Annotated in this window: 14 protein-coding genes and 1 pseudogene; 7 read left to right on the forward strand and 8 right to left on the reverse strand. The window is 70.1% G+C overall.

Annotated features, from left to right (window positions below; all coding sequences use genetic code 11):
• Window positions 1-232: 232 nt before the first annotated feature.
• The 5 genes from GGR66_RS09120 to GGR66_RS09140 form a co-directional block, all read right to left on the reverse strand.
• Entirely contained in the window at window positions 233-946 is a 714-nt protein-coding gene (locus GGR66_RS09120) for an MOSC domain-containing protein (protein WP_184448012.1), read from the reverse strand.
• A gap of 20 nt (window positions 947-966) precedes the next feature.
• Window positions 967-2,175: a PLP-dependent aminotransferase family protein gene (locus tag GGR66_RS09125; protein WP_184448013.1), complete on the reverse strand. Its 1,209-nt coding sequence runs from the start codon at window positions 2,173-2,175 to the stop codon at window positions 967-969.
• A gap of 73 nt (window positions 2,176-2,248) precedes the next feature.
• Complete coding sequence (locus tag GGR66_RS09130; protein ID WP_184448014.1) at window positions 2,249-2,503, reverse strand: DUF6587 family protein; 255 nt, start codon at window positions 2,501-2,503, stop codon at window positions 2,249-2,251.
• Between the two features lies 1 nt (window position 2,504).
• Entirely contained in the window at window positions 2,505-4,364 is a 1,860-nt protein-coding gene (locus GGR66_RS09135; RefSeq protein ID WP_184448015.1) for a ferrous iron transporter B, read from the reverse strand.
• Complete coding sequence (locus GGR66_RS09140) at window positions 4,361-4,612, reverse strand: FeoA family protein (RefSeq protein ID WP_184448016.1); 252 nt, start codon at window positions 4,610-4,612, stop codon at window positions 4,361-4,363. The genes GGR66_RS09135 and GGR66_RS09140 overlap by 4 nt, the downstream gene beginning before the upstream one ends.
• A 124-nt stretch (window positions 4,613-4,736) precedes the next feature.
• On the opposite strand from GGR66_RS09140, the gene GGR66_RS09145 reads away from it, so the two are divergent.
• The 6 genes and pseudogenes from GGR66_RS09145 to GGR66_RS09170 all read left to right on the forward strand — a co-directional run bounded on the left by GGR66_RS09145 (window position 4,737) and on the right by GGR66_RS09170 (window position 8,961).
• On the forward strand, window positions 4,737-5,525 hold the full coding sequence (locus GGR66_RS09145) for an enoyl-CoA hydratase-related protein (RefSeq protein ID WP_160967734.1): 789 nt from the start codon (window positions 4,737-4,739) through the stop codon (window positions 5,523-5,525).
• Window positions 5,522-5,925, forward strand: a pseudogene (locus tag GGR66_RS09150) (VOC family protein). Before GGR66_RS09145 ends, GGR66_RS09150 begins: the two are co-directional and overlap by 4 nt.
• A gap of 144 nt (window positions 5,926-6,069) precedes the next feature.
• A complete protein-coding gene (locus GGR66_RS09155; RefSeq protein WP_184448017.1) occupies window positions 6,070-6,966 on the forward strand; it encodes a hydroxymethylglutaryl-CoA lyase in 897 nt (298 codons plus the stop codon).
• 112 nt (window positions 6,967-7,078) lie between these two features.
• The gene (locus GGR66_RS09160) at window positions 7,079-7,849 is read left to right on the forward strand and encodes an SDR family oxidoreductase (protein ID WP_184448018.1); all 771 of its coding nucleotides are present in this window, start codon (window positions 7,079-7,081) and stop codon (window positions 7,847-7,849) included.
• A gap of 109 nt (window positions 7,850-7,958) precedes the next feature.
• Complete coding sequence (gene yeiP / locus GGR66_RS09165; protein WP_184448019.1) at window positions 7,959-8,525, forward strand: elongation factor P-like protein YeiP; 567 nt, start codon at window positions 7,959-7,961, stop codon at window positions 8,523-8,525.
• Window positions 8,526-8,529: 4 nt separating this feature from the next.
• Window positions 8,530-8,961, forward strand: coding sequence for a hypothetical protein (locus GGR66_RS09170; RefSeq protein ID WP_184448020.1), 432 nt, complete (start codon window positions 8,530-8,532; stop codon window positions 8,959-8,961).
• A gap of 430 nt (window positions 8,962-9,391) precedes the next feature.
• Here GGR66_RS09170 and GGR66_RS09175 read toward each other — a convergent pair whose 3' ends face one another.
• The 3 genes from GGR66_RS09175 to GGR66_RS09185 all read right to left on the reverse strand — a co-directional run bounded on the left by GGR66_RS09175 (window position 9,392) and on the right by GGR66_RS09185 (window position 13,133).
• Complete coding sequence (locus GGR66_RS09175) at window positions 9,392-11,188, reverse strand: DUF4105 domain-containing protein (protein WP_255421650.1); 1,797 nt, start codon at window positions 11,186-11,188, stop codon at window positions 9,392-9,394.
• A gap of 122 nt (window positions 11,189-11,310) precedes the next feature.
• On the reverse strand, window positions 11,311-11,628 hold the full coding sequence (locus GGR66_RS09180) for a DUF2388 domain-containing protein (RefSeq protein WP_160971071.1): 318 nt from the start codon (window positions 11,626-11,628) through the stop codon (window positions 11,311-11,313).
• 116 nt (window positions 11,629-11,744) lie between these two features.
• Window positions 11,745-13,133: an FAD-binding oxidoreductase gene (locus GGR66_RS09185; protein WP_184448022.1), complete on the reverse strand. Its 1,389-nt coding sequence runs from the start codon at window positions 13,131-13,133 to the stop codon at window positions 11,745-11,747.
• A 260-nt stretch (window positions 13,134-13,393) separates the two neighbouring features.
• On the opposite strand from GGR66_RS09185, the gene serA reads away from it, so the two are divergent.
• A complete protein-coding gene (gene serA / locus GGR66_RS09190; protein WP_167087637.1) occupies window positions 13,394-14,635 on the forward strand; it encodes a phosphoglycerate dehydrogenase in 1,242 nt (413 codons plus the stop codon).
• Window positions 14,636-14,706: the final 71 nt, after the last annotated feature.

A 14,706-nucleotide genomic window follows, 5' to 3' on the forward strand; every position in this document is an offset into this window, starting at 1 on the left:
GACGCAAGCGCCCGACGAGCAGCCAGTACGCTACCTAGGAAGTGGGGATAGTTCACTCGTCGCGGCTGAAGACGCTCTCACAACGGTGTGGCGGCCCTTTGAAGCGACAGAAAAGCTGGCGCGCGAGGCGCTTGGCACCTGGCACCACAACGCAATCGCAGCCGATCGCCCAGCTGTGGGAGCAGCTTCAGCCCCGACGCCGGGACCGCACCCGCGCAGCAGCAAGCAAGCCCTACTCGGCCGCCTGCCCCAACAAGCGCTTGTCCCAGTCCTCCACCGCATGCTGTGCGAGGCGCCGCTCGAACAAGGTGCGCCAGTTCGGCACCAGCGGCAGCGCCAGCACCTGCTGCAGTTGCGCCGGATCGATCTCGCGCCGGTACAGCAGGCCGATCAACCGTGCCAGCGGCCACTGCGGATACGGGCGCTCCAGCAAGGTCAAACGATCGCCGGCGGCGACCTCGCCGGGCTGCAGCACGCGGTAGTACCAGCCGGTGCGGCCGCTGTCCTGCACGCGCCGCGCCAGCGGGGCCACGCCGAACCGGTCGGACAGCTTCCAGCACGGCTGCCGCGACTGCGACACCTCGACCACGGCCGTCCCCAGACGCAACCGGTCGCCGAGGCACAGGTCGGCCTCGGTCACGCCGCAGCTGCTGAGGTTCTCGCCGAACGCACCCGGCGCGTCCAGCAAGGCATGCGCACCCAGTTCCTCGCGCCAGGCCAGGTAATGGTCGCGCGGATAATGGTGCAAGGCCTTGTCGGGGCCGCCATGCACGCGGCGGTCGCCCTGCTCGTCCAGTTCCAGCCCCTCCAGGCCGATGCGCAGGCGCCCGGCCTGCGGCCGCTTGTCGATGGCGCTGCGGCTGCCTGGGCGGGTGAACGCCTGCGCGCGGCCGACCAGCACCGCATCGATGGTCCACGCCGCGGCGGCGGAATCGGACGACGTCATCGACGGAGGCACGCCCGGACTCAGACCGTCGCGCGCCGATGCGCGGCGACTTCGTCCTGCAACAGCGCGCCGAGGATGCGCACGCCGGTCTCGATGCGCTCGGCCGGCACGGTCACGAACGACAGCCGCAGGGTATTGCGCTGCGGCGCGACCGCGAAGAACGGCGCGCCCGGCACGAAGGCCACGTTGCGCTCGATCGCCTTGCTCAGCAGCGCGCTGCCGTCCATGCCCTCCGGCAGTTCGACCCAGATGAACATGCCGCCGGCCGGGCGGTTCCAGCGCACCTGTGCCGGGAAATACCTGGCCAGGGCGGCGAGCATCTGCTCGCAGCGGCTGGCGTACAACGCGCGGATGCCGGGGATGTGCGCATCCAGGAAACCGTCCTGCACCGCCTCGTAGACGATGCGCTGGCTGAACGAGGGCGTGTGCAGGTCCGCCGCCTGCTTGGCCTGTACCAGCTTGGCGTGCACCGCTTCAGGCGCGACCACGTAGCCCAGGCGCAGGCCGGGCGCGAACACCTTGGAGAACGAGCCCATGTAGATGGCGCCGTCCGGGTTCATCGACAGCAGGCTCGGCAGCGTGTCGCCGCTGTAGCACAGCTCGCCGTAGGGATCGTCCTCGACGATCGGCACGCCGGCCTCGGCCGCACGCGCCACCAGTGCCTGGCGCCGGTGCAGCGGCAGGCGCCGCCCGGTCGGATTCTGGAAGTTCGGCAGCACGTACATGAAGCGCGCGCCGGCCAGCTGCGCATCGTCCAGCGCGTCCACCACCACGCCATCGTCGTCCGATTGCATCGCCGCGAACGCAGGCTGGAACAGCGAGAACGCCTGCAGCGCGCCGAGATAGCTGGGCGTTTCCACCAGCACCTTGCTGCCTTCGTCGATGAACACCTTGCCGAGCAGGTCCAGGCCCTGCTGCGAACCGGTGGTGATCAGCACCTGGCTTGGCCGGATGTGGGCACCGTCGCGGCTCAGCCGCGCCGCCACCCATTCGCGCAGCAGCAGATAGCCTTCGGTCGGGCCGTACTGCAGCGCCGCCTGTGGCGCGTCGCGCAGTACCTTGGCGCAGGCCTCGCGCATGCGCTCGACCGGGAAGGTATCCGGCGACGGCAGGCCGCCGGCGAAGGAGATCACTTCCGGACGTTCGGTGACCTTGAGGATTTCGCGGATCGCCGAACTGGTCAGCGCCTGCGCACGGCGGGAGAACTGGAATGGGCTTGTCATCGGCATAGGATAGTCGCCGCCTTCACGGCGCGCATGTGCGGCGCACAAGCGGGCGCCGGCCGGCAACGCGTGGCGCGGCTCAGTGCCGCCGCGGCGGCGTCGGCCCGCAACTGTCGCAACCGCCGCAAGCGCCTGCGCCCGCGGTGGGCGCCGGTGCGATGCTGCGACCGAGGGCCTGCAGCCACGCCGCACGGTTCGGTTTGAGCAGGCGCACGGCGATGGCGCCGCGCAGCTTGCGCGCGGTGCCGGGGAACTGCTTCTTCAGCACCACCCAGGCGCTGACCAGCACCGCCAGCGCGATCACCAGGTACTGCAGCAGCAGCGAGGCACTCATCTCAGCCGGCTCCCAGCGCCACCGCGACCTGGTAGGTGACCAGCGAAGCCAGATACGCCAGCGCGAACAGGTAGAACGCGGCGAAGCTCATCTGCTTCCAGGAATTGGTCTCGCGCTTGATCGTGGCCAGGGTGGAAATGCACATCGGCGCGTAGATGTACCAGACCAGCAGCGACAGCGCGGTGGCCAGCGACCAGCCGTCATGAATCAGCGGCGACAGCGCCTGCGCGGCGGCATCGTCGTCGGCCGCCGACAGCGCGTACACCGTCGCCAGCGACGACACCGCCACCTCGCGCGCGGCCAGGCCGGGAATCAGCGCGATGCAGATCTGCCAGTTGAAGCCCAGCGGCGAAAACACCGTGGTCATGGCGTGGCCGATGCGACCGGCGAAGCTATAGTCGATGGCCGGCAGGGTGGCGTCGGCCGGCGGCGCCGGGAACGACAGCAGGAACCACAGCAGGATGGTCAGCGCCAGGATGATGCCGCCGACGCGCTTGAGGAAGATCGCCGCGCGCTCCCACAGGCCCAGCGCCAGGTCGCGCAGGTGCGGCACGCGGTAGGACGGCAGCTCCAGCAGCAGCGGGTGCTCGCCCTTGTCGCGGCGCCACTTCTTCATCGTCCACGACACCGCCAGCGCGCTGGCGATGGCGGCGAAGTACAGGCCGAACAGCACCAACCCCTGCTGGTTGAACACGCCCCACACCTGCTTCTGCGGGATGAACGCACCGATCAACAAGGCATACACCGGCAGGCGCGCCGAACAGGTCATCAGCGGCGCCACCAGGATGGTGGCCAGGCGGTCGCGCGGGTCCTGGATGCTGCGGGTGGACATGATCCCGGGCACGGCGCAGGCGAAGCTGGACAGCAGCGGGATGAACGAGCGCCCGGACAGGCCGGCCGCGGCCATCATGCGGTCGAGCAGGAACGCCGCGCGCGGCAGGTAGCCCGATTCCTCCAGCGCCAGGATGAAGGCGAACAGGATCAGGATCTGCGGCAGGAAGATCACCACGCCGCCGAGGCCGGCGATGATGCCGTCCACCAGCAGGCTGTTGAGCGGACCCTCCGGCAGCGTCGCGCCGACCCAGGCACCCAGCCCCTTGGTGCCGCCTTCGATCAGGTCCATCAACGGCGCGGCCCAGGCGTAGACCGCCTGGAAGATCAGGAACATCACCACTGCAAGGGTCAGCAGCCCGGCCACCGGGTGCAGCAGCCAGCGGTCCAGCGCGTCGTCGATGCGCGAGGTGCGGGTCGGCATCGACACCGCCGAGGCCAGGATCGCGCGCACCTGCTGGTGGTAGTCGCCCTGCCCCTCGCTCGGCGCCACCGCCGGCGGCAGTGCCGGCGCCAGCGTGTCCAGCCGCTCGACCAGGGCGCGCGCGCCGTTGCGGCGCACCGCCACGGTCTCGATCACCGGCACGCCCAGCGCCTGCTCCAGCGCCTGGCGGTCGATCTGGATGCCGCGGCGCTGCGCCGCGTCGACCATGTTCAAGGCCACCACCATCGGCTTGCCCAGCTCGCGCAGTTCCAGCGCGAAGCGCAGGTGCAGGCGCAGGTTGGTGGCGTCGACCACGCAGACCAGCACGTCCGGCGCCGGCTCGCCCGGGTAGAAGCCGCGGCACAGGTCGCGGGTGATCGCCTCGTCCAGGCTGGCCGGCTGCAGGCTGTAGGCCCCGGGCAGGTCCAGCACTGCGAACTCGCGGCCGGACGGCGCGCGGAAGCGGCCTTCCTTGCGCTCGACGGTAACGCCGGCGTAGTTGGCGACCTTCTGCTTGCTGCCGGTCAACTGGTTGAACAGCGCGGTCTTGCCGCAGTTCGGATTGCCGACCAGGGCCAGGCGCAGCGGCGCGGCCACCGCGCTCACGGGCGCACCTCGTCCAGCGCGCTGACCTGCACCCGCGCCGCCTCGCTACGGCGCAGCGCGAAGCGCGTATAGCCCACCTGCACAAGCAACGGCTCGCCGCCGATCGGCCCGCTGGCCAGCATCTGCACCTGCTCGCCGGCGACGAAACCCAGCTCGCGCAGACGCCGGGCGATGGCGTCGTTGGGCTGGCGGTCGTGCACGGATTCAACGAGGGCGCTGCTGCGCAACGGCATGTCGGACAACGTCACAGCACGTTCCGTCGATAAGAATGGTTATCAATTGTAGCATCGCCGCGGCGCGTCATGGCGGCGCCGGCACGGCCGGCTATGATCGCCGTATGGCTGCCGTTTTCCCTGCGTACGAGAGTGTTCGATGAGCGATGCCCTGTTGTTGCAACGATCCGGCAAGGTCCTGACCCTGCAGTTGAACCGACCCGAGGTCCGCAACGCCTTCGACGCCGCGCTGATCGCCCAGCTCAGCGACGCGCTGCTGCAGATCGGCGCCGACCCGCAGGTGCAGGTGCTGGTCCTGGCCGGCGCCGGCGCGGCGTTCTCGGCCGGCGCCGACCTGCAGTGGATGCGCTCGATGGCCGGCGCCGGCGAACAGGAAAACCTGGACGACGCGCTGGCCCTGGCGCGACTGATGCGCCTGCTCGACGAACTGCCCAAGCCCACCGTGGTGCGGGTGCAGGGCGCCGCGTTCGGCGGCGCGGTGGGCCTGGTCGCCTGCTGCGACATCGCCGTGGCCGCCACCGATGCGCGTTTCGCGCTCAGCGAAAGCAGGCTGGGCCTGCTGCCGGCGGTGATCTCGCCGTACGTGATCGCGGCGATCGGCGCGCGCCAGGCGCGGCGCTGGTTCGCCAGCGCCGAGACCTTCGACGCCGCCACCGCGGCGCAGATCGGCCTGGTCCACCAGGCGGTGGCGCCGGACGCGCTGGACGCGGCGGTGCAGCGCCAGGTCGCCCTGCTCGGCCAGGCCGGTCCGCTGGCCGCCGCCGGCGCCAAGGCCCTGGTGCGGCGGGTCGCCGCCGGCGGCGAGCGCGATGCGCTGGACCAGGCCAACGCGGCCCTGATCGCGCAATTGCGGGTCTCGGCCGAGGGCCAGGAAGGGCTGAATGCGTTCCTGGAGAAGCGCGAACCGGCCTGGAGGGCCAGCCCATGAATCCGATCGACCATCTCGGCCTGCGCTGCAGCGACCTCGACCGCAGCCTGGCTTTCTACCGCGCCGCCCTGGCTGCGCTGGGCATGGACGTGGTGATGCAGGTGAGCGCCGAGGAAAGCGGCGGCCAGCGCCACGTCGGTTTCGGCCGCGACGGCAAGCCCAGCTTCTGGATCGCCGACGGCGGCCGCGACGCCGGGACAACGGTGTGCACGTGGCCTTCGTCGCCGCCAGCCGCGCACAGGTGGACGCGTTCCACCGCGCCGGCCTGACCGCCGGCGGCCGCGACCACGGCGCACCGGGCCTGCGACCGCACTATCACCCCGACTACTACGGTGCGTTCCTGCTGGATCCGGACGGCCACAACATCGAAGCGGTCTGCCACCGCCCGGCGTCGGCCTGATCCGCACTACGGTGTCACGCTGGCGCCTACGGCGCTGGCCGTGCCTGCTGCCGTTTCCCCATCTGCCCTATCAGGAATCCCCATGACCATCATCGCTTCTCGTCACGTGCGCAGTGCGCGGACAACCGCACAGGAACTTCGCGGATGAGCGACCGCGTGCGCATCGTCGAAGTCGGCCCGCGCGACGGCCTGCAGAACGAGAAGGCCTGGGTCGCAACAGAAGACAAGATCGAGCTGATCGCACGGCTGGGGCGTACCGGCCTGCGCAGCATCGAGGCGACCAGCTTCGTCAGCCCCAAATGGGTCCCGCAACTGGCCGATGCGACCGAGGTCTACGCCGGCATCGCGCAGGTGCCGGGCGTGGACTATCCGGTGCTGGTGCCGAACCTGCAGGGCTACGAGCGCGCCGCCGCGGTCGGCGTACGCGAGGTGGCGGTGTTCACCGCCGCCTCGGAGGCCTTCAACCGCACCAATACCAATGCCGGCATCGACGAATCGCTGGCGCGTTTCGCTCCGGTGCTGGAGCGCGCGGCCGCGGACGGGGTCAAGGTGCGCGGCTACGTCTCCACCGTGCTCGGCTGCCCCTACCAGGGCGAGGTCCCGCTGACAGACGTGGTGCGCGTGGCGCAGCGGCTGCATGCGATGGGCTGCTACGAGATCTCGCTGGGCGACACCATCGGCGTGGGCACGCCGGGCAAGGCGCGGGCGATGCTGCGTGCGGTCGCCGCGGCGGTACCGATGGCGGCGCTGGCGGTGCATTTCCACGACACCTACGGCCAGGCCCTGGCCAACATCGCCGCTTGCCTGGAAGAAGGCGTGCGCGTGGTCGATGCCGCCGTCTCCGGTGCCGGCGGCTGCCCGTACGCCAAGGGCGCCAGCGGCAATGTGGCCAGCGAGGATGTTGTCTACCTGCTGCACGGCAACGGCGTAGAGACCGGCATCGACCTGCCGGCGCTGGCCGCGACCGGACGCTGGCTGGCGCAGAAACTCGGCCGGCCCACCGGCAGCAAGGTCGGCCAGGCGCTGGCCGCCGAGGCCTGAGCCACTGCAGGTCCGTGCCCTGTGACGGGCCTGCATGCCGCGGCCCGTCGCCGATCTCGCCGCGATGGGGCAGCACCCTCTAAACTGGGCGTTTTCCTGGGAGGGAACATCCATGCAGCTTGCCGATCTCAAAGCGGTGGTCACCGGCGGCGTGTCCGGCCTCGGCCTGGCGGTGGCGCAACGCATCGTCGCCGAAGGCGGCAAGGTGGCGCTGTTCGATCTGAACGACGACAAAGGCGCGGCCGCGGTCGCCGCCCTGGGCGCGGACCGGGCCTGCTACTTGCGCACCGACGTCAGCGACGAGGCCCAGGTGGCCGCGCAGCTCGGCGCGGCGCGCGACTTCCTCGGCGGACTCAATGCCGCGATCAACTGCGCCGGCATCCTCGGCGCCGGCCGCGTACTCGGCAAGGAGGCGCCGATGCCGCTGGCCACGTTCCAGGGCACGGTGATGGTCAACCTGGTCGGCAGCTTCAACGTCGCCAAGGCCGCCGCCGACCTGATGCAGCACAACGCCCCGGGCGAGGACGGCGAGCGCGGCGCCATCGTCAACACCGCCAGCGTCGCCGCCTACGAAGGCCAGATCGGCCAGGCCGCCTACGCCGCGTCCAAGGGCGGCGTGGTGGCGATGACCCTGCCGATGGCACGCGAACTGGCGCGCTTCGGCATCCGCGTCAACACCATCGCCCCGGGCATCTTCTGGACCCCGATGGTCGACGGCATGCCCGAGGCCGTGCAGCAGTCGCTGGCCGCGTCGATCCCGTATCCTTCGCGTCTCGGCCGCCCGGACGAATTCGCCGACACGGTGATGTTCCTGCTGCGCAACCGCTACCTCAACGGCGAAACCATCCGCCTGGACGGCGCGGTGCGGTTGGCGCCGAAGTAGCCGGGATTGGGGATTCGGCATTGGGGATTCGTAAACGCTCCCCGTCCCTCGTCCCTGCCCGGCGCTTTCCAATCCCGACTCCCCAATCCCCAATCCCGGCTCCAAACCCATGAAAGCCAACGAAATCAAGAAAGGCAACGTCGTCGAATACAACAACGGCGTGTACCAGATCCGCGACATCGAGCGCAGCTCGCCGCAGGGCCGCGGCGGCAACCTGCGCTTCCGCTTCGTGATGTATAGCGTGCCGGGCGGCAACAAGCTCGATGCCAGCTTCGACGGCGACGACGACCTGCGCGAGGTCGAGCTGATGCGTCGCCAGGCCACCTTCTCCTACAAGGATGGCGAGGCCTTCGTATTCCTCGACGACGAGGACTACACGCCGTACACCCTGGACGCCGATGTGATCGGCACCGATGCCGGCTACATCACCGAGGGCCTCAGCGGCATCTACGTGCAGGTCATCGACGACCAGCCGGTGGCGATCCAGCTGCCGCAGAGCGTGACCCTGGAAGTGATCGAGACCCCGCCGGAACTCAAGGGCGGCACCGCCACCAAGCGGCCCAAGCCGGCCAAGCTCAACACCGGGATCGAGATCATGGTGCCTGAGTACATCGGCAATGGCGAGCGCGTGCTGGTCAACACCACCACCGGCGAATTCGCCGGCCGCGCCGACTGACCCGATGCGCGGGCGCCGTGCCAATCACGCCTCCCGCGCAGGCAGCGCCGAGCGCGCGTCACGGCGCGCCTGCCTCGGCCTGCTGCTGGCGCTGCCGGCGCTGGCGCTCGCCGCGCCGGTGACGCCGGCCGCCACAGCTGCTGCCAAGCCCGCGTGCACGATTCCGGACGCGGTCGACCCCGAGCACTACGCCGGTTTCTGCGCGCTGCCCGAGCCGATCCGCGCCTTCGTCGTGCGCCAGGACACCTGCAACCACTTCGCGGGCGAGGAGCCCTACGATGCGGCGCGGCGTCGCGAACTGGAAAAGGCGATGGACAGGTACTGCGACGGCAATGCACAGACCTGGGCGAAACTGCGCGCGCAGTACCGCCAGGATCCGCCGCGCGACGCCTGGCTGCGCCGCTACGGCGAGGATGCCGATCTCGAACAGCCCTGATGGCGGCTTACGGGGCGGCGAGGCCGTGTCCTTGCGGGAACGGACCTCAGCCCTGAGAGCAGTCGATATCGGCCAGTTCCCGCCTTCGCTCGTCGCGGCTGAAGCCGCTCCTACAGGTGTTGGCCACGCTGTGCGGCACCTGTGGGAATACCTTCGGTCCCGGTAGCTATCCTGGACGAATCGCCTCACCGCTTCGCTCGTCGCGGCTGAAGCCGCTCATACAAAAATGGGCGGAAGGTGCGACGCTTCTGTGGGAGGGACTTCAGTCCCGACGACTGGACCTATCGGCCTCCTTTCATGAAGAAAGGCTGCGCCTGCAAGCGGACGCACCGTCAGCCACATCGTAGGAGCGGCTTCAGCCGCGACCACGACATCCTCAACCAAACGCGAGATGCCCCTTCGGCCTCCCTGACCAACCTCGCACGCCGCACTACGGCGTCGCACCGCCCTCCTGCAACACCGAAGGCGACCGCAACTGCAGCCCACCACCCTCGCGATTGAGCGTGCGCAGGCGTTCGCCCAGCGTCGCCAGGTTGGCATCGATCTGCGCCAGGTCCGCCTGCAGCGGCGCCGGCAGCAACCGGCGCAGGCGCGTCTGCAGCGCGGCGCCGTCGTCATGCAGCGCCGCGATCCGTGCCTGTCCCTGGACTTGCAGCCAGGCGCGCTCCTGCGCCTGCGGCAGGCCATAGCCCGGCTGCCCCTGCAGCAGGCTCGCCGGTTGGCTCAGCACGCCTTGCTCGGCCAGCACCGCACGTACCGCACTGGCGGCATCGCGGGTGTCGGCACTCGCATTGCCCTCGCCCGCCCCGTCAACCGCGGACGTCAACGGCTTGCCCAGATAGCGGCGCTTGAGCGCATCGCGACCGCGCTGTTCGGCGCGACGACGGGCGGCATTCTCCAGCAGCAGCAAGGCAGCGCTGGCGCGCAGGTCGCCGCGCTGCAGCCAGGGCGCGCGCTGCGCGGCCGGCAGGTCCAGCCACGCCTCGGCATTGCGCGCCGGCAGCGCCAAGGAACCGCGCGCCACCGCGAACATCTGCGCAAAATGCGCGCTCGCCGCCGGGAAGGAGTAGCCATTGCGCACCGCCGCGTCGGCGTCGTCGAACACCGACGCATCGGCGATGCCGGCACGCACCAGGCGCCGGCGCAATCCGGTCGGGCTGATCCCGGACAGATGCGCGGCTGCCAGCCGCGGCACGCCGTCGTGCAGCAAGGCGTAGGTCTCCACCGCGCAGTTGTTGCTGAGAAAGTAGTAGCGGCCGTCGTAGCTCCAGTGCAGTTGCGCGGCGCGCTCCAGCAGCGCCGCGATCTCCTCGCGCGACAGCCGCAGCGGCAGCGACTGCAGGCCGCGCAGCTGCACCTGGGTGTAGTCGTCCACCACCTGCCGCAGCGGCAGCACGAACAGCCGCGACGGGTACGAGCCGGTCAGCCCGCGCAGGTTGGAGATCTGCACGTCGTCGACGAAGGCGCGGAACGACAGCACCCGGTGCTCGGCCAGATCCAGCCGGCATGCCGGGCCCAGCGGCCGCCCGGGTGCACAGATCACCAGGCGCAGCATGCTGTGGCCCCAGTGGCTCATCGGCTGCGCATTGCCCTCGGCCAGCAGATAGTCCACCGCGTAGACCCGTGCCGGGTCCACCTGCAGCAAGGCGGCCGCGTCGGCCAGCGGGTCCTGCACAAAGACCTGGCCGGGCGCGCACGCGGCCGACGGCGGCGTCCATGCCAGGCGCGCGGCGAAGTAGCGGGCCAGCGCCGGCCGCCGGCAGGCGTAGTCCGGATCGAGCAGGAAATGCTCGAGATTCACCGCCACGAACTCGGCCGGCGATTGCAATTCGTAGCGGTCCGGACTGCGCTCGGTGAACCGGTTCTGGCCGCGGCGCAGGCCCAGGCGCATCGGGCTGACCTGCCAGCCAGCCAGATCCAGCAGCCGCGGATCGGACGACAACCTTCCTGCCGCGGAACGATCGTAGAAATGCGCCAGTTCGTGCAGCAAGGCAGCCAGTGCCGGCCGCCGCGCCGGGTCGGCGGCCGGATCGGTGTCGCCCCCCGTCGCCGCCATCCAGTCGCGCAGCAGGCGCTTGTTCAACAGCAGGCGCTTGGCCTGCGCGCGGCCGTGCACCTGCGCGGGAAGATCGTCGCGCCACTGCAGCGGCAGCCCTGCGGGCAGCGCCGGGGCCCAGGCTGCGGGCAACCGCGCTTGCGCGGCCGCCAGCACGGCCTCGCTGGCCATACGTTCGGCGGGATTCAGCCCGGTCTCGTCGACAGACAGTGGCGCGGCCGCTGCGTGCACCGCACCGGACAGGGCCAGCAACGCCAGCCACCGCGCGCCTGGGCGCCGTGGCCGGCGCGGGATCACAGTGCCAGGATCGCCTGCGCCAGTTCCAGGTCGCTGGCCTGCTGCGCCTGCGGGTTGGCCTCGCGCAGCACGCGCAGCGCCGCTTCCAGTTGCACGCCGCGGATGCGCCCGGCGCTGGCGACGAAGCCGGCCGCGTCGTCGCGCGCCTGCAGCACCACCTTGTCGTTGTTGGAACTGCTGTCGGAGGACGCCGAGCTGCCGGCCGAGCCGGCCGAGGCCGAACCGGCGGAGCTGCCGGCAAAGCTGGACGCCTGCGCGAACGCGGGCAGGATCAGGGCGAACAGCAGGGCGCAGCGCGCGGTCACTCGGGTCATCGCAATCGTTCCAAACAGGATCATGAAAGGGGGGACGGCCAGCGCCGCGCCGCATAGCCTAGCGGTCCGTCGCGCGCAGCGCCTGAACGGGTCGCGCGGCAGTGGAGCGGCCGGTCTCAAGGATCGAACAGCTTCCCGGGATTGAGCAGCCCGGACGGATCGAACACGCGCTTGACCGCGCGCATCAGCGCGATCTCTTCGGCGCTGCGGGTGCTGTCCAGGTACGGCTTCTTGACCAGGCCGATGCCGTGCTCGGCGGAGATGCTGCCGCCGTGCTCGGCCAGCACCTGCGCCAGCAGCTTGGTGACCTGCTCGCAGGCGGCAATGAAGTCTGCCGGCGCGGTGGCATCGGGCTTGAGCACGTTGATATGCAGGTTGCCGTCGCCGATATGGCCGAACCACACCACCTCGAACTGCGGGTAGGCCTCGCCGAGCAGCGCCTGGGTCCGCGCCAGGAACGCCGGCATCGCCGAGATCCGCACCGACACGTCGTTCTTGTACGGGGTGTAGCGCGCCACCGCCTCGGTGATGCCCTCGCGCAGGCGCCACAGCTGCGCGGCCTGCGCCTCGCTCTGGCTGATCACCCCGTCCAGCACCCAGCCCTGCTCCATGCAGGCCTCGAACGCGGCCAGCGCCGCGGCCTCCTGCGCCTCGTTGCCGCTGGCGTACTCGGTGACCACGTAGTACGGATACACCGTGTCGAACGGCGCCTGCGCGCCATGCGCCAGCACGTGCTGCAGCGCGCGGTCGGTGAAGAACTCGAAGGCTTCCAGCTGCAGCCGGCTGCGGAACGCGGCGAACACCTGCATCAGCACCTCGAACGAGGGCAGCGCCAGCAGCATCACGTTGCTCGGCGGCGGCGGGTCGGTGAGCCGCAGGGTGGCCTCGACCACGATGCCCAGCGTGCCCTCGGAGCCGATCAGCAACTGGCGGAAATCGTAGCCGCTGGAGTTCTTGATCAGCCCGCGGTTGAGCTCGAGCAGCTCGCCGCTGCCGGTGACCACCTTCAGCCCGGCGATCCACTCGCGGGTGTTGCCGTAGCGAATCACGCGGATGCCGCCGGCGTTGGTGGCGATGTTGCCGCCGATCGAGCACGACCCGCGCGCGGCGAAGTCCACCGGGTACAGCAGGCCATGCTCGCGCGCGGCGTTGTGCACCGCCTCCAGCGGCATGCCGGCCTGCACGGTGAGGCTGCGGTCGACCGGATCGAACGCCAGCGCCTTGTTCATCCGCTCCAGGCTCAGCACCAGTTCGCCGTGCGCGGCCACCGCGCCGCCGGACAGGCCGGTGCGGCCGCCGGACGGCACCACCGCCACCGCATGGTCGTTGGCCCAGCGCAGCACCGCCTGCACCTCTTCCACCGTCGCCGGCAACGCGATCGCCAGCGGCGCCGGGGCCCAGCGCCGGGTCCAGTCGCGACCGTAGTGCTCCAGGTCGGCGGGATCGGTCTTCAGGCGCAGGCCGGGAACGGCAAGGGCCAGGGCATCCAGGCGCGGGTCGGTCATGGGCGGAGAGGTCGAAGCGTAGATAAGCGTTCAAGCGTGCCAGCGTTGTGCGATGTCGTCCAGTTGGACGAGGACACTGCTGCTCTTGCGAATCCCCAGTCCCGACTCTCGAATCCCGCGCCGCGGCTGCGGCGATCGATACACCTGAAACCTTCCACCGGCGTTGCATCCACGGTCCCCCGCCATCCTATTGCGGCGCACCAAAGCACGGAGCCATCTGGCATAGTGACCGGCCCGTTGGCCATCGCTCCCTCACTGCAATGTCGCCCAAGAAGACCTCGTTTCCGAAGCAGGATATCCGCGTGCTGCTGCTCGAAGGCGTCAGCCAGACCGCCGTCGACGTGTTCCGCGCGGCCGGTTACTCGCAGATCGAGCTGCATGCCAAGTCGCTGCCGGAAGACGAGCTCAAGCAGCGCATCGCCGAAGCGCACATCGTCGGCATCCGCTCGCGCACCCAACTCAGCGCCGAGGTGCTGGCCCATGCCAAGCGCCTGATCGCGGTCGGCTGCTTCTGCATCGGCACCAACCAGGTCGACCTGGACGCCGCCGAACTGGCTGGCATCCCGGTGTTCAATGCGCCCTACTCCAACACCCGCAGCGTCGCCGAACTGGTGATCGCCGAGGCCATCCTGCTGTTGCGCGGCATTCCGCAGAAGAATGCCGAATGCCACCGCGGCGGCTGGTCGAAGTCCGCCACCGGCAGCCACGAGACCCGCGGCAAGGTGCTGGGCATCGTCGGCTACGGTCACATCGGCACCCAGGTCGGCGTGCTGGCCGAGTCGCTGGGCATGCAGGTGATCTTCCACGACATCGAGACCAAGCTGTCGCTGGGCAACGCGCGCACCGCCACCGATCTGGACGACCTGCTGGCGCGCGCCGACGTGGTCACCCTGCACGTGCCGGAAACCGCGGCGACCCGCAACATGATCGGCGCCACGCAACTGGCGCAGATGAAACCGGGCGCACACCTGATCAACGCCTCGCGCGGCACGGTCATCGACATCGACGCGCTGGACGCGGCGCTGCGCAGCGGCCACATCGGCGGCGCCGCGGTGGACGTGTTCCCGATCGAACCCAAGGGCAATGGCGATGCGTTCGAATCGCCGCTGGCCGCGCACGACAACGTGATCCTGACCCCGCACGTCGGCGGCAGCACGCTGGAGGCGCAGGACAACATCGGCGTGGAAGTGGCGGCCAAGCTGGTGCGCTACAGCGACAACGGCAGCACCCTGTCGGCGGTGAACTTCCCCGAGGTGACCCTGCCCGAGCACGCCGAGAGCCTGCGCCTGCTGCACATCCATCGCAACGTGCCGGGCGTGCTATCGCAGATCAACGAACTGTTCTCGCGCCACAACGTCAACATCGACGGCCAGTTCCTGCGCACCGACCCCAAGGTCGGCTACGTGGTGATCGACGTCGCCGCCAGCGAGGAACTGGCCGCGGTGCTGAAGGACGAACTGGCGCAGGTGGCGGGGACGTTGCGGACGCGGATTCTTTACTAGCGGGGATTGGGGATTGGGGATTCGTGGGTGCGCTGCGCGCCCCGACCCTCACCCCAACCCCTCTCCCGAGG

The organism is Xanthomonas sp. 3498 (assembly GCF_014199795.1).
In the GTDB taxonomy this organism is placed as follows: Bacteria; Pseudomonadota; Gammaproteobacteria; order Xanthomonadales; family Xanthomonadaceae; genus Xanthomonas_A; species Xanthomonas_A rydalmerensis.